Below are 18,325 nucleotides of genomic sequence, written 5' to 3'. Positions count from 1 at the left end.
AAACCGAACACGCGCCGGTAGCTCAACTGGATAGAGCATCGGACTACGGATCCGAAGGTTACGAGTTCAAATCTTGTCCGGCGCGCCATTTTTAATCAGTAATGCCAAGGGTTTTCGCAAAACTGCGAGAACCCTTTTTCATATCTTTGGTTTTTGCAATCATAGGCTCCGCTACGCCAACAGCCATTCGCCCCTTATTTTGCAAGAGGCAAAGCCCCCACCATGATAAGCAACGTAGTCAACATACCAGTCTGAGGTCCACAGACCGAAACAATTTATTATGCGGCGCGTCTGTGTTTTTTAAAAAGCGAGAGCCCACAGCGTCAAAACACGGACGCTGTGGGCTCTCGCTTTTTATTTACTTGCGTTGGCTTTTATGCCATAGAGATTACTGTGCCGGCTTCGCCTTCGAGGGCGTCTATCGCTTTGGCAAGCGAGGTTATTATCGCTTTTTTACCGGGGAAGCGGCGCGCGAATTTGATTGCGGCCATTACTTTGGGTTCCATGCTTCCGGAGCCGAACTGCCCCTCTTCCATGTATGCTATCGCCTCCGGCACCGTCACTTTTGTGAGCGCCTTCTGGTTTGGCTTGCCGAAGTTTACGTATACGTTTTCGACCTCTGTGAGGATGAGAAGGATGTCTGTCTCCATGTCCTCTGCGAGGCGTTCTGCCGCGAGGTCTTTATCAATGACCGCCGCCACTCCTGAGAGAGAGCCGTCCATGTTTTCAATTACGGGGATGCCGCCGCCGCCGGCCGCTATGACGATCGTCGAGTCCCAAAGACGTTTTACTGAATCAAGCTCGACTATCCGCTTGGGCTTCGGAGAGGCTACTACTCTGCGCCAGCCGCGTCCGGAATCTTCTTTCATCGTCCAGCCTTTTTCTACGGCCATTTTATCGGACTCTTCTTTTGTGTAAAAACGCCCGATAGGCTTTGTGGGATTTTCAAAGGCGGGGTCGTTGTCGTCTACGATGACCTGGGTGACGATGGTGACGACTGGGACGTTGCGGTTTTTGTTGCGGAGAGAGTCGCGGAGGCTCTGCTGTATCTGGTATCCGATGAAGCCTTCCGTCATTGCGCCGCAGTCGTCGAACGGTATCGCGGGCAGCTGGTCGGGCTGGGCGGCGGCGGCTATCTCCTGCTGAAGGACGAGACGTCCCACCTGCGGACCGTTGCCGTGAACGACTGCCATTTCATAGCCGCGGCAGCTTATCTCCGCCAGATTGTCACATGTCTTTTTTACTACTTTGAGCTGTTCTTCCGCTGTAGGAGGAGTTCCGGCCTCCATCAGCGCGTTGCCGCCAAGGGCGACTACTACTTTCGTTGCTTTGGAGAGTGTATCTTCTGTGGAGATAGTATGCGGGATCATGTCATGCACTCCTTCAGTTTATATTTGATTTACATATTATAAACCTAAACATATAAAAAGTTCAATATGTCATGATATAAAATGGCAATATTTCTTCACATTGGCGATTTAGGACAAATATAGGAGGTGTACGCGAAACCTTTACACTCGTGCGGTTTATTTATTTCGGCTATGCCATGCCCACCGCGTAGGCCCAGAACGGTATCGAAACTATTCCAAGCAGCGTCGTCGCGGCCACAAGGTCCGCCGCGTATTCGCCGTCCATGCCCATGCCTTTCGCCAGTATGAAGCAGTTGACGGCGCACGGCATCGAGCTGAGCATCACCGTCACCTGAAAGAGCTGTTTAGAGACTGGGAAGGCCAAAAGCAGCAGGTACATGATGGAGGGATTTATCAGAAGTTTTATCACCGCGTCCGACCACGTCGCCTTCAATATGCCCATCACGCGGCCCAGGCGCGAAAGGTCAAGCGTGCCTCCCAGCGCAAGCAGCGCTACGGCGGTGGCTGCGCCGCTCATCAGTTTCATCGTCTCATCAAGGACAAAGTGCAACGGGATCTTGAGCATCGCGGCCGATACGCCGAGCACGCAGGAGATTATGAGCGGGTTCGTCACGAGCCTCCTGCCGATGCTGCAAAGGCCGCTTCCGCTGATTTTGCCGTACATAACGATGTCGCCGGAGGCGATGGATATGAGCTGGAAGGAGACCATCGTGACTGCGATGTAAATGGAGGCCTGATGCAGTCCGGCCGCGCCCATTGCAAGGTCTACCACCGGAAAGCCAAGATAGATGTTGTTTGCGCGAAAAGACGAGAATACGGAGACGGCTATCTGTTTTTTATTTCCTTTGTGCAGAAAAGACGATATTGCAAATGCCGCTATGAGCGTAAGAATGTAACAGAGCGTGCTTGCTATCAGAAGATTTGGCTGCGTCAGCACCTCTTTGCCCGCCGTGTAGGTGGTGCGAAAGAGCAGCGGCGGCAGTATGACCCAGTACAGGGTCTTCGTGAGCGCGGATATGTCGCTTTGGGAATAAAAGCCCCGGACGCGCAGCAGATTGCCGGTTATAATGATTATGACAAGGGGGATCACAAGAAAAAATCCAAACATCGTGGTTTTCCTTTCTGGATAGATTGCGTTATCATTATAGCATTAAAGCACAGCTTTTATTTTACTTAGACGGAGGCGCTGTTGTAGACTATGAAAAGGCCATTTGCATTCGCTGCTGTTGTTTTATCCGCCTTTTTTCTGCTGTTTTCGCCTGCCGTCTCTTGTTTTGCGGCAGCAGGCGGAGAGCCGCTCAGATATTACGCGGTGGACGTAGGTCAGGGAGACTGCTCGCTCTTTTTGCTGCCAAACGGCCAGACGATCGTAATAGACGCTGGGCCGGCTGCCTCCGCGCGGGAGACTGTCGCGTATATAAAATCCTGCGGCGTGAACAAAATAGACCTTCTGGTGGCTACGCACCCGCATGAAGACCACATCGGCGGTATGGATGAGGTGCTGTCGTCGTTTGAGATAGGGAAGGTCTGGGACTCTGGCTACAACCACGGCTCGCGCGTCCAGCGTGATTTTTATCAGAAGATAAAGGATGAAAGGATACCATTCGGACGCCCCAAACGCGGCTTTACGGAAAAATTCGGCGACGTCGTGGTCGAGGTGCTCGCGCCGGCGCGACTCCTCAAAAACACGCACAGCGACGCAAACAACAACTCCATAATTTTAAAGATAACCTATGGCGACATCTCATTTCTGATGATGGCGGACGCGGAGCGCGAGGAGCGGGCAAGCATCCCGGCGCTTCCTTCCGCGAACATTCTTAAGGCGGGACATCACGGCAGTAGCAACGGCACGGATAAAAAACTCCTGCGGCGCGTCCGCCCGGAAGTGATCGTGCTGAGCTACGCGCGCGACAACAGCTACGGCCATCCTCATAAAGAGGTCGTAAATGCGATACGCGCATTGAAAATACTGCGATTTGACACGGCTGACGGCGCGGTGAAGCTGCGCACGGACGGCATAAGCATCACTTACGAAAAAAAGAGGGCCGTGCGGTGAAGCACGCGGTAAAAAAATCCACGCTCTTCGTCGATTCTCTTGAAAACGGCTGGGCGCGGCTCCTAACGCAGGACAAAACGGCCTTCACAATGCCGGTCTATTTATTGCCGGACGGGGCGCGCGAGGGACTGTACGTTGAGATCGCGGCGCAGGCTACGGGCGCGCCCGAAACGCGCTCCGAAATAGACGGACTTTTGGACGACCTTGGCGACATCGCCTCAACTCCATAGACAGTGACGGCCTTTTTGCGTTAAAATACCGATACTTTATACAATTTAGAAAAAGGGGAAATAAATAGATGGCTGAAACGTCGGCACGGTATCATAAGAATTATCCCGTATCGTGGGAACAGGTGCAGAGGGACTGCCGCGCGCTCGCGTGGAAGCTTCTGGATATAAGGACTGACTGGAGCCGCCTCATCGCCGTGGCGCGCGGAGGGCTGGTGCCCGCGGCAATCATCGCGCGCGAGCTGAACATCCGACTGGTGGACACAGTCTGCATCTCAAGCTACACGATGCGCGACCAGTCCGCGGCCGATATATTAAAGCGCCCCGACCTAGTCGGAGTTGACGACAAATGGCTCATAATCGACGACCTCGTAGACACCGGCAAGACGGCGCGCGTCGTTCGCAGCATGTTCGGCTCGGCGCACTTCGCAACGGTCTACGCAAAACCGGAGGGACGTCCGCTTGTGGACACCTTCGTTACAGAGGTGAGCCAGGACACCTGGGTTCTCTTCCCCTGGGACACGGCGCCCACTACCGCCTTTATCCCCCCCATCGCCGACATGAAGCTTGAATAAAAAAACAGCCCCGCCTTTTCGGCGGGGTTTTATTTTTGGACAGCGCGATTTCCGATTGTGGAGCGGCTGAGATTCTGCGCGCGCGAAAATGGCGCGTCCGTCATGCTTTCTTCTATTGATTTGCCTTGCGTTCCGCGCGCGCTTCGCGCATTGAAAATTTCTTTGCGTGCGGGTCGCCGGATGTGGGCACTATGCAGAAAAATTCAAGCGGGATGTCCGCATCGTTGACGTATTCATGCTCAAGGCCGCCGGGTACACGCGTCCAGAAACCGGTCTTCATAAGATATTTTTCGCCTTCGACGTCAACATAGCCGTCGCCTGAGAGCGTGAACATCAGATGATCCCAGTCGTGTTTGTGCGGCGGGATGCTCTTGTGCGGCGGCAGTATAAAGTGGCGCATCACGTAGTCCTGCCAGAAATTTTCCGGCCCGAATACGGTGCGCTTTTCTATCTCCGGCGCAAGCGCGGAGGCGTTCTGAAGCGGAAGCTCATAGATAGAGCCGTAATTTTTCTCGTTTTCGCTCATTGCACTCACCTCTTACAAAAAAATAGAGGCCGGCCCGCTCCGCGTGGAGATAGGCCGGCCTCCGGTCATTTTAACCCTTATTCTTCAGTTCGTTAAGTCCGGCTTTGATTTTGTCGGGAGTCGCGGGTAGAGCCTTGATGCGCACTCCGCAGGCGGCGTGTACGGCGTTCGTGACGGCGACATGCGAGCCTGAAAGCGGCATTTCGCCAGTTCCAGAGGCTCCGAACGGCCCAAGCGGACGCGGCGTCTCAACGTGCACCAGTTCGAGGTCGTCGGTGATGTCCTTGATGTACGGGAAGCCCATCGTGACGAAGTTGTGATACTTGTTCTCGTCAAGGAAGTCCTCCTGAAGCGCAAGGCCTATGCCCTGAGCGACTCCGCCGTACTGCTGGCCGTCGACCACGAGGTAGTTGTTTATCTTGCCTACGTCGCCTACGAGGACGAACTTTTCGCAGTGGGCCTTGCCCGTTTCCATGTCAACTGAGACGAGAGCGAGGTTTACCGCAAACATATGGAAGCCGAAGGGTTTGCCCTTGCCGGAATCCTTGTCATTGCCCGAGCAGACTTCGATGGAACCGTCTTTGTTCTGCACCTTCGCCTGCGTGTAGCCTTCGTAGAAGACGGGGATGTTTTCCGCTATCATCTCATCGTAGGTGCGGTAGGAGCCGTCGGGCTTGCGCATTGCGTCAAGCAGTTTTTTGCAGCTGTCGATGATGGCGTTGCCGACCATGACCTGTGAACGGCTGGCCGCGGCGGCTCCGCTGTTTGGCGCCTTTGATGTGTCGGAAAGCAGAAGCTCTATCTGGTCGGGAGCAAGTCCGAGCGGCTTCAGCGCTTCGTGCGCCGTGCCGATGGTGCCGATGTCAGCGCCCTGGCCGTGGTCTTCCCATGTGTTCATTACGCGCACGTTGCCGTTGGGCAGAAGTTCGATGTTGCTTGCCGACTCGTCAGCGCCGTCGTCGTTTGAGTTGTAGATGGAGACGGAAACGCCAGCGCCGTATTTCACCTTGTCGGTGGAAAGCTTCGCGGCCTCAGCCTTCATCTCTTCGTAGATGGGGCGCGCCTTCTTCATCATCTCGTGAAGCGGGAAGACCTCGGGCGCGTATCCCGACGGGAGATGGCTGCGCGGGTTATCTGAGAAGGCCTCCCACTCGAGGAGGTTTCTCTCGCGGAAATCGAACGGATCTATTCCGCACTCGTTGGCGAGCATGTCCATCGCTGTTTCGCATCCCCAGTAGGCCTGCGGTGAACCGTAGGCGCGGAATGCGGCGCTCCAGCGGTGGTTCGTCCACAGCGTATAGCCTGTGGCGCGCATGTTGTCATAGGCGTACGGCGCAAAGAAGAACTGTCCGGCCTTGTTTGTGAGGTCGTTTGCAGACTCGCTGCACGGGCCGTGGTCGACCCACCATGTCTCTTCTACGCCAAGCAGCTTGCCGCGGTCGTCAGCGGCCGCCCTGATGTGCATGAGGAACGGCGAACGCTTGGGGGTACGCTGGTTGTGCTCTTTCATGTTGACGCGCATGTAGACGGGGCGGCCAGATTTGATGAGAGCAAGCGCGAGGTATGGTTCGTTGGTCGGCGCCGTCTTGTATCCGAAGGAGGCGCCCATGTTGTTCTGGATGACGCGGATCTTAGACGGAGCCACGCCTACGCCGCGCGCGATCTGCGTCTGGTGGCGGTAGACCGCGACGGACTTGGTAGCGAGCGTCAGCTTGCCCTCTTCGTCATAGTAGGCGTATCCGCAGTCGGCTTCAAGCACCATGTGCGGCTGACGTGAGCTGTAGAATTCGTCGTCTATATGATGGGGCGCGTTTGAAATGAGGTCGTGCGGATCTTCGCCCTTTGCGAATACGCGCTTGTTCCACGCGTTGGGCATTCCGTCGTAGCCTTCGATGTCGTCAAAGATTTTTATCGCGTCGGGTTCTTTTGCCATATAGACGTCGGTAAGTTCGGGAAGCTGTTCGTACTCGACCTTGATCTTCGCCGCGGCTTCGCGAGCGTGGGTCTCCGTGTCGGCGACCACTACCGCGATAACGTCGCCCCACTGACGAATCCTGTCGCCCTCTTCAACCATGATGCGGCGTTCCCAGCCGTTCGTGAGAGCGGAATCGCAGCCGACCTGTCCGCGGATGCGGTTTGTGCCCTTGTTTTCTTTAATGTCCTTATAGGTGGCGACGCAGTTGACGCCTTCACTCTTCTCCGCTTCGCTTACGTCGATCTTGTTGACCGTTGCGTGGCGCACGCCGTCAAGGGCGTACGGATAGGCGAAAAGGAACTCCTCAGGCAGCTTCAAACGGTCGTCGTCGCCGAAGTCCCAAAGGCCGGTCGCCTTGAAGACGGCGTTCGGACGCGGGAGGCTTGTACCCCACACTGAATCTCCGGGCTTGTAGAGTTTAGCAAGGTCGACTATCTTTTCTTCGCCGCGGAGTATTTTTGCGGCCAGCATCACTGAATCCACTATCTGCTTGTAGCCTGTGCAGCGGCACGCCATCCAGTTTTTGCTGAACCATTCGCGGACCTCTTCGCGCGTCGGATTCGGGTTCGCGTCAAGCAGCGCTTTGCCGCTTGTGATGAATCCCGGCGTGCAGAAACCGCACTGGATTCCTCCGCAGACTATCATAGCCCACTGGAGAGCGTGAAGGTTCTCCGGCGTACCGATGCCCTCGACCGTTGTGATCTCGGCAAAATCGGGGACGTTCTTCCAGCGCGTGATGCAGGCGCGCACCACTTTGCCGTTGAGAATGACGTTGCAGACGCCGCACTGGCCGCAGTTGCAGCCGCGCTTTGTTCCCGTCATCTTCAGCTGTTCGCGAAGCACCGTAAGAAGCGTCACCTCGGGCTTCCCGATTACGCGTCTGGGTACCCCGTTGATAACAAGATTTTTGACATGATAAGAAGCTAATGAATGATCCTGATCCTTAGCCATTGATGAATCTCCTCTCTCGCAGATAAAATTTTCCGCGCAGCGATACGCGGAGCACAGAAACCGTCTTGTCGTGCGAAGGCGCGGGAAGAAAAAGAGATAGGCCGGAAGGCTCATTCTTTTCCCCTTTCCAAATCGGGCGCCTTCGCGCCCCGGGAGGTCCGCCGGTTTTCCGGCGAGCCCTTGGAACCTTTCGGTTCTCAGTCCATTCCGCCATAGCAATGCTTTAGGCAAAACGGCTCGGGGGTTGCAACTAAGTTGCATAAATTATCTAAACTTTCTATACAAATCATACTTAAATAAACTAAAGAGAGCAATATTTAGGTACGATTAGGGATATTCTGCGCGTTTTTGTTTTGTTTATATAGAATAAAAATCACGGCGACGCTCGTGGGGTTGTGTTTAAAAATTTCAGAACGCGCGCACCGAATGAAAACGCCACAACACAAAGGGCGGCGCGAGCGCCCCGAGATGGAGAGCTCACGCCGCCCTTCATTAGTATGTGATTATGATTTCTACTTTACCAGAGCGCCACCCTTTTTTCCGGGGCGAGATACATTCCGTCCTGCGGCGTCACTTTGAAGGCTTCGTAGAAGTCGGGCATTTGCTGCACGACCGCGTTGGTGCGCATGAACGCAAGAGGATGGACGTCCTCTTTGTTCCTGTATTCCTCCGACTCTTTCGTCGTCTGGAGGCGCCAGTTACGCGCGTAGGCTTTGAAAAATTTCTGGAAATCAAAATCTTTCACGCCGCGTCCTATAGCGGCCATGCAGGAGGCGCCGCCAAGGTCGGCTATCGCTTCGCTTAGGATCAATTCGCCATCGGGGTGCACACCGGGGAACGCTTCAAGCGTGCTGAAGTAGTCGCTTATCACCTTTGCGCGTTTTGCGAAGGCCTCGTTATCCTCTTTCGTCCACCAGTTTGTGAAGTTGCCCTTTTCGTCGTACTGAGAACCGTTTGTGTCAAAGGCATGTGTTATTTCGTGTCCTATGACCATGCCTATGCCGCCGAGACGCTCCTCCACGGGGCCTCCGGCTTTGTAGAATACTCCGCCAAGGATGCCCGCGGGGATGTTGATGGAGTTGTCCTGAGGAGAGTAGTAGGCGTTTACCATCTGCGGGTCGGCGAGCCACTCCGTTCTGTCTACCTTTGTGTTTACCTTCTTTGCGTCGCGGGCGCGCTCAAATTTTGAGATGGCGGCCGCCGCGTCGACGAGGCTCCCTCCGTCTTTTATGCCTTTGAAGTCAAGGCCTGAGTAATCATGCCATTTGTCGGGATAGGCCGCGCGCACGGTGAGCGTATCCAGCTTTTTTATCGCCTTTTCGCGCGTTTTTTCTGTAAGCCACCTCTCGCCTTTCAGCATCTTCCTGTAATAATCCACAACCTCGGCTATAACCTCTTCGATGTCTGACTTAGTTTTTTTGTCGACATATTTTTCAACGTAAAGTTTTCCGATTGGTTCGCCAAGGTACGAAGAGACCATTTCGTAGGCGTATTTATCGTCGGGCAGCGAGCCCTTTGTGCCTAAGACGGCGTTGCCGCGCGCGTCGGAGAGCCTGCGCGACTCGCTGTCAGTAAGGCCGGCTGTGCCCACGAGGGTGCGGACTATCAAATAATTTTTTATATCCTCGAGGTTCTCGGGGCGGTAGAGTTCGTTCATCGCATCAAGCCATTTCGGTTCGCCGAGCACAAATTCACGGCTCGCGCCATACCCCTGAGCGTCCGCTATCGCGGCAAGCGGAAAGCGAGGAGAGGCCTTTTCAAGCTCTTTTCTTGTGCGCACGTTGTAGAGTTTCGCCTGAGCATCGGGCGCATAGAGCGCCTTTATCCCCATCGAAGGCTCCGCTATCTTCTTTTCCACGCGGAAGTGCGCGTCGTTCATAGCCTCCGCGCGCGCCTTGTCATATCCGGCTTTTTGCAGCAGCTTGACGATGAAAGAATCGTTTGCCGCTTTGCGGCGTTTCGCGCTTTCGCTGAGCTGCGCCGCCCTGTACTCATCCGCGTCGCGCAAAAGCAGGCCGGTGCGCCAGATGCCTACGGTGTTGTTTGACGCGTCTTTGTTGTCCGGCTGAACGCCCATATCTGTAAGCACTGTGCCAAAGTGCGGGATGGAAGCGTCTGTCAGATAGGCGGTGAGTCCATCTATGTCTTTTATCGCCTCTATGCGCGCGATATGCGGCATCACCGGCGAAAGGCCCAGCTTGTCGCGGCTCTTCCAATCCAGCAGCATCGCGTGGAAGCGCTGCGCGAGCGCCGCCTCGTGGCTTTTAAGAGATTTGTCGGCAAGCAGTTTTTTTATCTGCGCCTCCACTTCGTCCGCCCGTTCGGAAAAGGAATTGACGGCGCTTTCGCCCGGCCTTATCTTCGCGGCAATAAGCCACTCGTGATTGACGGCGCGGTGAAAGTCGTCTTTTAAAGAGGGCTTTTCGTCCGCCTTGACGGAGCCCGCAATATCTGAATTGAGCCACGAGGCCTCTGCCGCGCCCGCCATCCCCAGACATATCGCAAACATGGCCGCAAAAGCCGCGGCTCTGAACGCCTGTATATATGTGTCTGCCATTTAGTGTCCTCCATTTTTTTGATTATATTTGACCAATAGGCCGATAATGGATATTTTACGCGAAGGTCAAAGTTTTTGCAATAACGCCGAGCGCCTCCGTTTTAAAAAATATAATGGCGTTCCTCGATAGGAACGCCATCTGTGGTCTAGGCTGTTAGTTTTGCAAAAACGCGCGTTTGTCGTTCGGCCTACATATCAAGCTTCATCCAGCCGTCTTTTATGAGGCCAGTTTTACGCATAGCTTCGGCTATTACAAGCGTCAAGAGCGCCGGCAGAAGAAAGTGCATAAGCGCTATTTGAAGAAGCACGGCGGGGCTTGAACCCATTGCGTCTATAGCGCCGAACTGCCCCACAAGGCCGCTTGTTCCCATGCCAGCGCCGGAGGGGATGTTTGTCATTTTGAAGACCAGCGTTGATACCGGCCCAAGCAGCAGACTGGCGAGAGTAGGCGGCGCCCATATTATAGGATGGCGCACGATGTTCGGCATCTGGAGCATCGAGGTGCCCAGCCCCTGGGAGAGCAGGCCGGAGAGGCCGTTCTCACGCCACGACATCACAGCGAACCCAACCATCTGCGTCGAACAGCCTACCGCGGCGGCTCCGGCCGCAAGCCCGGACAGGTTCAGCGCGACCGCGATCGCGGCGCTTGAAATGGGGAGCGTAAGTATCATGCCCATTATCGTGGAGACGGCTGCGCCCATCGGCCCCGGCTGTAGCTCCGTGGCGCGCATGATGATGAGGCCGAGCGCCGCCATCAGAGCGCTGACTGGCGGCCCGATAAGTTTTGCCGCGGTCATGCCCGCTACGATGGTGAGAGAGGGCGTCGCTATCACGTCGATGACAGTCTCTTTTGCAACCATCTTGCCGCATTCAGTGCCTACTATAGCCGCTACGAAGGCGCCGACCGGCCCTCCCCACGCGTTTCCGGCAAAGCCGACCGCAGCGCAGGAAAAGACGACCATCTGCGGCGCTTTGAGCGCCTGCGCGATGGCCACGGCAATGGCGGGGCCGGTCATCTGGCCGGCGAGCGTGCCGAACTCTATCAATATGGGGACGCCGCATTTCGTTCCTATAGTTTTAAGGATAAGCCCTGTGATGAGCGAGGCAAAAAGTCCGATGCCCATCGCACCTAGCGCCTCTACGAAATATCTGGAAAAAGAAAATTTTACATCTTTGCGCCTTAAAAATTTTAAAAAGCAGTTTTCCGACATTACGAACGCCTCGTTTTATTTTATTTGGTTTTGCAGGCAATTGTAGGTAACGGGGCGTGAACTGTCAAATTTGAGAAATGTTTGTCAATCTTCGCGCAGTGAACTTTGCAAATTCTAATCTGATTATTGACACGCAAGCGCGCCGCGCTCATACTAAACGGCAGTGAAGGCAAGACGTTCTATTGACCGGGAGTGATAGTTATGGCGGAATACATGCATCCAGAGGCTGCGAAATTATATTCCAGCATCAAAAAGTTCGCGACGGAGGAAAAGGCTCGTGAAATAGCCTTAGCACGTCCACTCGCGCCCGACGCCGCGCCCGATGTCCGCAAGGAATGGATAGAATCTGTCATGGCGGCGCTCGCCTCCTCATTCGACGACGAAACCGTCTGGGAGATCCGCATGGGCTGCCACTGCGAAGTCGGGCTTGACGCGCTGGTCGGTCTGCTTGAGAGCTGCCGCGACGTCTCTTCGTCGCTTGAAGAATTCTCGGAGGTGCTTCGCACCCTCTCAACGGAATGGTTCGGCGACGAACATTTCGAGGTGAGAGACGGCGCCGTCTACAAAACGCTCTACAGCTGTCCATGTCCAATGCTAGAAGGCATAGAGCGCCTTTCGGGCCTTGAATGGTGTTACTGCACTGGCGGCTACCACAAGACCGCCTTTGAAAAAGTTTTCAACTGCCGCGTGAAGGTCGAGCTGTTACAGTCGATGATGCTCGGAGCGGAATACTGCGTCTACAAATTTACGCTTGATTGGGACAAGGTCTTCCCCGCGAAGTGAGTCGCCACGCGTTTTATATTTTCCAGCTTCAACGCGGCTTTTCTGTTAATTTAAAGCCGTTTTGAGTTTGCCGTTGACAAAAATTGACTTTCGTTTATAATACTGTAGCCGTCCTGTGAGGACGGTGCGGCCAAAGAGCCGCGCACAGCATAAACTTCTTTTCTATTCGAGCCCATAACTGCGCGTCGCTAAGAATTTTGTGCATTGATGCGAAAACGGGGCAGATTCATTTTTATCATTGTTCAGTTGCTTAAAGTGCTTAAACATATGTACTTAATAAACGTATGCCTGTTGATATTGCATGCTGTATTATTTATTCAGCTGTAAAGTCCATGAGTATGCCGAGCTTTTTACGGCCGTTGGGCAAATGTTATCTGTTCCTCAAATATAGGAGGTAGTCATTGATGACTCAAGAAATTCAGGAAAAATTTTCAGATTTTAAATTAAAACCGGAGCTGCTCAAAGCAATAGAGCGCAAAGGCTTTGAGCATCCGATGCCGGTGCAGACGGCTGTTTTACAGGACGAAAACCTTGTCGACAACGACATCATCGTTCAGGCAAAGACGGGCTCCGGCAAGACGCTCGCCTTCGCGCTGCCGCTTTTGAACCAGCTCGACACGAAGGAAAAGATGCCGCAGATAATAGTCCTTTCGCCTACGCGCGAACTGGCTCAGCAGACCGCGCGTGAATTTGCGTGGCTTGGCGCGGACTTGGGCGTCCGCGTAGCCGCTCTTGTCGGCGGCATGGATATGGAACGCCAGATCCGCTCGCTGCGCGAAGGGGCGCAGGTCGTGGTGGGCACGCCGGGACGAGTTCTCGACCACCTTCGCCGCGGCACGCTCAAGACGGAAGACATCAAAAGCGTAGTCCTCGACGAAGGCGACAACATGCTCGACATGGGCTTCCATGACGAAATGGAAGCTATCCTAAAGACGATGGACCACGTCGAGCGCACATGGCTCTTCTCCGCCACGATGCCGCCCGAGGTGCTCGCGCTCTCGAAGCAGTATCTTGACGCGCCGAAAAAAATATCGCTCGTCTCTGACATCATGTCACACAGCGACATCACACAGAAAGCCTACATCATCCCCTCACGCAAACGCTTCGAGGGGCTGACAAACGTGCTCATCTGGGAGAACCCGAGCAAATCGCTCATCTTCTGCGGCACGCGCGCGGAGACTCAGGAAATCGCGGACAAACTTTGCGACATCGGTTTTCGTGCGACGGCCATCCACGGCGACATGAGCCAGCGCGAACGCAACAACGCTCTTTCCGCGCTTCGCGGAGGCCGCGTGCAGATACTTGTCGCGACAGACGTTGCGGCGCGCGGACTTGACATCGACGCGGTAAGCCACGTCATCCAGTACGGCCTTCCGCAGAACCTTGAGGCCTTCGTACACCGCAGCGGCCGTACCGGACGCGGCGGACACGAGGGAAGCAACCTCATCCTCCTCACGGCGCGCGAGGCCCGTCAGTTCAAGAGCATGCTGGCGCACGCCGGCTCCAAGCTCAAGATGGAATGGATACCCGCGCCCGACGCGGCCGAGATAGAAGGCCAGTCACGTATACGCTTTGAAAACAACATCATCGAGCACGCGCTTGAATCCAACGAGTTTGAGGAATGGGCGCAGGAGATGCTGAAACGCGAAGAGGCGGCGGTACTCGTCTCCGGCCTCATCGCAAAGGCCTACGGCGACCAGCCCTCCGGCTACACCATCCGCGACGACGTGCAGAACGAGATGAACCGCGAAAAGGGACGCCGCGACACCGACGCTCCCCGCGCGGGCGGAGCACGCGGCGCAAATGGCGCAGGCGGCAAAGAACGCTTCCAGCGCCCCGATATGGCGGGCGGAGTTGCTGTACAGTTCGGCGTAGGCCGCAACGACGGCTGGGAGGTCGGCCCGCTTCTTGGCGCGATCTGCCGCAGCGTCGGCGTCAGCCGCGAGGACGTGGGCAACATCAAGCTGCGCGACACAAGCGCTACGGTAGAGCTCGCGCCGCGCTGCGCGTCGCTCGTTGAAGCGCGCAGAGACCGTCTGGAGCGCGAAGGCCTTGCCGTCACCTCCGTACGCCCCGTAGTGGGCGGCGGCGAACGCAAGCAGTCCTACGGCCGCGGCGAATCAAAGGGCCCGCGCAGAGAAGGCTCCTTCCGCCGTGACCGCGAAAACGACCGCGGCGGCGAGCGCGGAAGAAGACGCTTCCCGAAGTAGCGCCTGATTTAAACAAACTTTACTGATAACGAGCGCGGCCGCTTTTCGGATATCTTTTCGAAAAGCGGCCGCCTTTTATATCTGTGGCGCAGGCAAAGCGGGCTTTTACGTCTGTGTGATTTTTACTTTCAAAAATCGCATGAAGATGCGAGCGGCGTTATAAAAAAAGTTAAAACGCCCATTATAACTTACGATTAGCTGTCGAATGCAATGAATGAAAGGCCCTTTGCCTTGTCGGGTGCGTTTGACAGGCGCGAAAAAAGCATGTAGTATCCTCACTAATCTGAAAAACGAAGGAGGAAGCGTTATGTTGAAAGGCAATTTGAATCAGAACATAATAATTATAATTATTAACGCGGCTCCTCCTCGCAGGATCGGCGCTTAGCGCTGTTTGTCAAGCGAGTTCGGAGCCCTTTCACTTTGAAGGGGCTCCTTTTTTATGCAAAATTTTAAATTACAGGGTTTAATTTTAAGGAGGAGTTTCAGATGCAGAAGACAGTAGAGGTAAGATGGCACGGACGCGGCGGACAGGGAGCAAAGAGCGCTTCGGCGATACTGGCGGAGGTTCTGTTTGAAGAGGGCAAACATGTGCAGGCCTTCCCGGAATACGGCGCAGAGCGTCAGGGCGCGCCGATAAAGGCCTTCAACCGCGTTTCAGATTCGCCTATACGCCGCCGCTGCGGAGTGCAGAACCCCAATATAGTTGTAGTGGTCGACCCGACGATGGTTGAAAGCGCGAACCCGACAGAGGGCAGCACCGAGGACGCTCTCTATCTCGTAAACAGCGCGGAGGACGCAAAGACGCTCCGCATGCGTTTAGGCGTCACCTCAAAGGCGCGCGTGCTCGTAGTCGACGCTACAAAGATCACGCTTGAAGAGCTTGGCCAGAACCGCCCCAACGCACCGCTGCTCGGCGCGCTCTCTCATGTATTCACCGACGTCCCGGTGGAATCCTTCGTAAGCCACTTTACAAGCAAGATGACGAAGCTGCCGAAGCCGGTGCTTGAGGCAAACAGACGCGCGATACTGCGCGGCCGCACAGAGGCGGTATTCGCATGAGCAAACCGCAATGCTGGCAGGAGGTGCCGCCGGGAACTGTCGCCTTCGGCGCCTCCGCTTTAAAAGTACAGACGGGACTGTGGCGTTCGATGCGCCCGACAGTCGATTTGAATAAATGCGTTTCATGCCTCAGATGCTGGGTGCAGTGCCCAGACGATTCGATAACTCTTGATGAAACATCGCGCGTCACAGGCATAGATCTTTTCTTCTGCAAAGGCTGCGGCCTCTGCGCGAAGCTGTGCCCGACAAAGGCCATTTCGATGCATTCGGAGTCGTCGTTTGCGGACGGTGCGGCTCAGTCGGGAGAAAACCCCGGGGAGGTGGGCGCTCATGTCAAATAACGCAAATAAAAACAGAGTGATGACCTCCGGCAACCTCGCCTTCGCGGAGGCAATGCGTCAGATAAACCCAGACGTCGTCGCGGCCTACCCCATCACGCCGTCGACCGAAATACCTACGCGGTTTGCGGACTTCGTGGCAAACGGTAAAGTCGATTCCGAATATGTCGCCGTTGAGAGCGAGCATTCCGCGATAACGGCCTGCGTCGGCGCCTCGGTGGCTGGAGGGCGCGTCATGACGGCCTCCTCCGCAAACGGCGTCGCGCTTATGCACGAGATATTCCCGATAGCCGCGGCTTTCCGCGCTCCTATCGTTTTCGGACTTGTCAACAGATGCTTAGGCGCTCCCGTCAACATCCATTGCGACCACTCCGACAGTATGCCTGAACGCGATTCCGGCTGGGTGCAGATATACTGCGAGGACGCGCAGGAGGTCTACGATTCTGTGCTGCTTGCGGTGCGCCTCGCGGAGGACGCGCGCGTGCTGACGCCTGTCTTCGTCTGCCAGGACGGATTTATCACAAGCCACTGCTTTGAAGCGGTGGAGCTTCTGGCAGACGAAACGGTAAAATCTTTCGTAGGCGAACGCAGCGCGGCCTACCCCCTGCTTGACACGGACAACCCAGTTTCCTACGGCTCGTTCACAATGTCAGAGTATTATTTTGAGATAAAACGCAACCAGATGGAGGGCATGAAAAACGTGCTGCCCGTCTACAAGGAGCTCTCGGCTGAACTTGCGCTCGAAACGGGACGCAACTACGCGCCGATAGAGGCGTACAGGGCGGAGGACGCCGATTACCTGATAGTCATAATGTCCTCGGCTTCGGGCGTGGCGAAGGACGTAGCGGACGAACTGCGCGAGGAAGGAATCAAGGCTGGTGTGCTTCGCGTGCGCTTTTTCCGGCCATTCCCTAAGGAAGAACTGCTGTCGCTTGCGCGCGGCAAAAAAGGGATCGCGGTGCTCGACAGAAGCGCAAGCATCGGCGGCACGGCGCCTCTTGCGGCTGACGTGAAATCCGTTCTTTACGACCTTCCTGAGCGCGTGCCCGTGCAGGAATACATCTTCGGCCTCGGCGGCCGCGATTTTTACGCATCTGACGCGCGCCGCGTCTTTGAAGATATGAAAAACGACAATTACACGCATGAGGCTCGCTTTATCGGCCTTCTTGAAAAGGGGGAAGAAAGATGAGCGCGCTGAATTTAAAAGAACTTACTAAAAAACAGAACCCGCTGACGCAGGGGCACCGCATGTGCCCGGGCTGCGGCGCGCCGGTTGCGGTGCGTCAGGCGCTCATGGGCGTGGACGACCCTGTGGTCGTCGTAAGCGCAACGGGCTGCATGGAGGTCTCGACCACCGTCTATCCGTACAGCGCATGGCGTATGCCCTTCATGCACATCGCCTTTGAGAATGCCGGAGCCGGCATCTCCGGCGTCGAGGCGGCCTATCGCGTGCTGAGAAAACACGGCAAGGTCGATAAAAATATAAAGTTCGTCGCCTTCGGCGGCGACGGGGGCACCTACGACATCGGCCTCCAGTCGCTCTCCGGCGCTCTTGAGCGCGGACACGACTTCACCTACATCTGCTACAACAATCAGGGCTATATGAACACCGGAGCGCAGCGTTCAAGCGCAACTCCGCTTGGCGCAAGCGCGACGACGTCGCCCGCCGGAAGCCTCTCGCCCGGCAAATTGCAGCGCGCTAAAAACCTGACGGAGATAGTTGCAGCGCACAACATACCGTACGTCGCACAGACCTCGCTGCACAACCCTATGGACCTCATAGCAAAGGTGAAGCGCGCGGTAGAGACGCCGGGGCCGGCCTTCGTAAACGTCCTAGTGCCATGCCCGCTCTTCTGGAAGATAGAGCCGGAAAATCAGGTGGAGATATGCCAGCTTGCGGCGGACAGCGGATTTTGGCCCGTCTATGAGGTGGCGGACGGAAAATATTCCCTCTCGTACAAGCCGAAACAGCGCCGTTCTATAGAGGATTTTCTGCGCGCGCAGGGGCGCTATTCGCACCTCTTCAAAAAGGGCGCGGAAAGGCTCGACCTCGTGGCAGAGGCGCAGCGCGAAGCTGACGCAGAGTGGGAGAGACTGCTGAAAAGGTGCGCAGAGGAAAACTAGCATAGGCCGCAGTACCACGACATAATTTATTAAATCAAAAGGACCTGAGATGCGGTACTTCACGCCTCCGGTCCTTTTTGCGTTTTCTTTTCTAAAAAAAGGCCGTCCCGCGAAAGATTTTCCCCAAATTGCGCCATTTAGAGTTACAATTACCTTAGGAGCATTTTGTGGTAATTATTTCGAGAGGAGTTTTTTGATAGATGAATGTCACGAATGAGATCAAAGGTTTTAAAGCGGCGGAGATGAGCTGCACCTGTGCGGCTGAACTTGCGGAGGCCTCGCGCCTTGCGCGCAAATGGGCGGTGGCTGCGGTTGCCGCCGCAAAGAGCGGGCATCCCGGCGGCGCGCTCTCGTCGATGGATA

Annotated in this window: 15 protein-coding genes, 1 tRNA gene and 1 riboswitch; of the genes, 10 read left to right on the top strand and 6 right to left on the bottom strand. The window is 55.5% G+C overall.

The window, feature by feature from the left end; all coding sequences use genetic code 11:
* Positions 1–11: 11 nt before the first annotated feature.
* Positions 12–88 (top strand) — tRNA-Arg (locus tag RRY12_09755).
* Positions 89–374: 286 nt separating this feature from the next.
* Here the strand turns inward: RRY12_09755 and arcC are convergent.
* On the bottom strand, positions 375–1,370 hold the full coding sequence (gene arcC / locus RRY12_09750) for a carbamate kinase (GenBank protein ID MEG2184952.1): 996 nt from the start codon (positions 1,368–1,370) through the stop codon (positions 375–377).
* A 169-nt stretch (positions 1,371–1,539) separates the two neighbouring features.
* Entirely contained in the window at positions 1,540–2,478 is a 939-nt protein-coding gene (locus tag RRY12_09745; GenBank protein MEG2184951.1) for an AEC family transporter, read from the bottom strand.
* Positions 2,479–2,568: 90 nt separating this feature from the next.
* On the opposite strand from RRY12_09745, the gene RRY12_09740 reads away from it, so the two are divergent.
* From RRY12_09740 to gpt, 3 genes are all read left to right on the top strand, one after another.
* Positions 2,569–3,426, top strand: coding sequence for a ComEC/Rec2 family competence protein (locus RRY12_09740; protein ID MEG2184950.1), 858 nt, complete (start codon positions 2,569–2,571; stop codon positions 3,424–3,426).
* Positions 3,423–3,656: a DUF3006 domain-containing protein gene (locus tag RRY12_09735; protein MEG2184949.1), complete on the top strand. Its 234-nt coding sequence runs from the start codon at positions 3,423–3,425 to the stop codon at positions 3,654–3,656. Before RRY12_09740 ends, RRY12_09735 begins: the two co-directional genes overlap by 4 nt.
* Before the next feature lie 68 nt (positions 3,657–3,724).
* On the top strand, positions 3,725–4,228 hold the full coding sequence (gpt, locus tag RRY12_09730; protein ID MEG2184948.1) for a xanthine phosphoribosyltransferase: 504 nt from the start codon (positions 3,725–3,727) through the stop codon (positions 4,226–4,228).
* A 112-nt stretch (positions 4,229–4,340) separates the two neighbouring features.
* Here gpt and RRY12_09725 read toward each other — a convergent pair whose 3' ends face one another.
* The 4 genes from RRY12_09725 to RRY12_09710 all read right to left on the bottom strand — a co-directional run bounded on the left by RRY12_09725 (position 4,341) and on the right by RRY12_09710 (position 11,448).
* Positions 4,341–4,754, bottom strand: a complete 414-nt coding sequence (locus RRY12_09725) for a cupin domain-containing protein (protein MEG2184947.1) — start codon at positions 4,752–4,754, stop codon at positions 4,341–4,343.
* Between the two features lie 70 nt (positions 4,755–4,824).
* A complete protein-coding gene (locus RRY12_09720) occupies positions 4,825–7,680 on the bottom strand; it encodes a molybdopterin cofactor-binding domain-containing protein (protein ID MEG2184946.1) in 2,856 nt (951 codons plus the stop codon).
* Positions 7,681–7,784: 104 nt separating this feature from the next.
* Positions 7,785–7,935, bottom strand: a riboswitch (molybdenum cofactor riboswitch).
* A 262-nt stretch (positions 7,936–8,197) separates the two neighbouring features.
* Positions 8,198–10,237: a M13 family metallopeptidase gene (locus RRY12_09715; protein MEG2184945.1), complete on the bottom strand. Its 2,040-nt coding sequence runs from the start codon at positions 10,235–10,237 to the stop codon at positions 8,198–8,200.
* A gap of 188 nt (positions 10,238–10,425) precedes the next feature.
* Positions 10,426–11,448: a PTS sugar transporter subunit IIC gene (locus RRY12_09710; GenBank protein ID MEG2184944.1), complete on the bottom strand. Its 1,023-nt coding sequence runs from the start codon at positions 11,446–11,448 to the stop codon at positions 10,426–10,428.
* Positions 11,449–11,649: 201 nt separating this feature from the next.
* On the opposite strand from RRY12_09710, the gene RRY12_09705 reads away from it, so the two are divergent.
* From RRY12_09705 to RRY12_09680, 6 genes are all read left to right on the top strand, one after another.
* Positions 11,650–12,231 (top strand): DUF6144 family protein, encoded by a 582-nt coding sequence (locus tag RRY12_09705; GenBank protein ID MEG2184943.1) that lies wholly within the window; start codon positions 11,650–11,652, stop codon positions 12,229–12,231.
* Positions 12,232–12,635: 404 nt separating this feature from the next.
* Entirely contained in the window at positions 12,636–14,441 is a 1,806-nt protein-coding gene (locus tag RRY12_09700; GenBank protein MEG2184942.1) for a DEAD/DEAH box helicase, read from the top strand.
* Positions 14,442–14,927: 486 nt separating this feature from the next.
* Positions 14,928–15,500: a 2-oxoacid:acceptor oxidoreductase family protein gene (locus RRY12_09695; protein MEG2184941.1), complete on the top strand. Its 573-nt coding sequence runs from the start codon at positions 14,928–14,930 to the stop codon at positions 15,498–15,500.
* Positions 15,497–15,841, top strand: a complete 345-nt coding sequence (locus tag RRY12_09690) for a 4Fe-4S binding protein (GenBank protein ID MEG2184940.1) — start codon at positions 15,497–15,499, stop codon at positions 15,839–15,841. Before RRY12_09695 ends, RRY12_09690 begins: the two co-directional genes overlap by 4 nt.
* Complete coding sequence (locus RRY12_09685; protein ID MEG2184939.1) at positions 15,831–17,027, top strand: transketolase C-terminal domain-containing protein; 1,197 nt, start codon at positions 15,831–15,833, stop codon at positions 17,025–17,027. The genes RRY12_09690 and RRY12_09685 overlap by 11 nt, the downstream gene beginning before the upstream one ends.
* A complete protein-coding gene (locus RRY12_09680) occupies positions 17,024–17,962 on the top strand; it encodes a thiamine pyrophosphate-dependent enzyme (protein ID MEG2184938.1) in 939 nt (312 codons plus the stop codon). Before RRY12_09685 ends, RRY12_09680 begins: the two co-directional genes overlap by 4 nt.
* The last annotated feature ends 363 nt before the right edge of the window (positions 17,963–18,325 follow it).

Origin of the sequence: Cloacibacillus sp. (assembly GCA_036655895.1) — a bacterium.
Classification (GTDB): Bacteria; Synergistota; Synergistia; order Synergistales; family Synergistaceae; genus JAVVPF01.
This window is presented reverse-complemented; position numbering and strand designations above follow the sequence as displayed.

Excerpts from the sequence above, each read along its gene's own strand:
- arcC (MEG2184952.1), bottom strand. The coding sequence starts at position 1,370 with ATGATCCCGCATACTATCTCCACAGAAGATACACTCTCCAAAGCAACG.
- RRY12_09745 (MEG2184951.1), bottom strand. The coding sequence starts at position 2,478 with ATGTTTGGATTTTTTCTTGTGATCCCCCTTGTCATAATCATTATAACC.
- RRY12_09740 (MEG2184950.1), top strand. The coding sequence starts at position 2,569 with ATGAAAAGGCCATTTGCATTCGCTGCTGTTGTTTTATCCGCCTTTTTT.
- gpt (MEG2184948.1), top strand. The coding sequence starts at position 3,725 with ATGGCTGAAACGTCGGCACGGTATCATAAGAATTATCCCGTATCGTGG.
- RRY12_09725 (MEG2184947.1), bottom strand. The coding sequence starts at position 4,754 with ATGAGCGAAAACGAGAAAAATTACGGCTCTATCTATGAGCTTCCGCTT.
- RRY12_09720 (MEG2184946.1), bottom strand. The coding sequence starts at position 7,680 with ATGGCTAAGGATCAGGATCATTCATTAGCTTCTTATCATGTCAAAAAT.
- RRY12_09715 (MEG2184945.1), bottom strand. The coding sequence starts at position 10,237 with ATGGCAGACACATATATACAGGCGTTCAGAGCCGCGGCTTTTGCGGCC.
- RRY12_09710 (MEG2184944.1), bottom strand. The coding sequence starts at position 11,448 with ATGTCGGAAAACTGCTTTTTAAAATTTTTAAGGCGCAAAGATGTAAAA.
- RRY12_09705 (MEG2184943.1), top strand. The coding sequence starts at position 11,650 with ATGGCGGAATACATGCATCCAGAGGCTGCGAAATTATATTCCAGCATC.
- RRY12_09700 (MEG2184942.1), top strand. The coding sequence starts at position 12,636 with ATGACTCAAGAAATTCAGGAAAAATTTTCAGATTTTAAATTAAAACCG.
- RRY12_09695 (MEG2184941.1), top strand. The coding sequence starts at position 14,928 with ATGCAGAAGACAGTAGAGGTAAGATGGCACGGACGCGGCGGACAGGGA.
- RRY12_09690 (MEG2184940.1), top strand. The coding sequence starts at position 15,497 with ATGAGCAAACCGCAATGCTGGCAGGAGGTGCCGCCGGGAACTGTCGCC.
- RRY12_09685 (MEG2184939.1), top strand. The coding sequence starts at position 15,831 with ATGTCAAATAACGCAAATAAAAACAGAGTGATGACCTCCGGCAACCTC.
- RRY12_09680 (MEG2184938.1), top strand. The coding sequence starts at position 17,024 with ATGAGCGCGCTGAATTTAAAAGAACTTACTAAAAAACAGAACCCGCTG.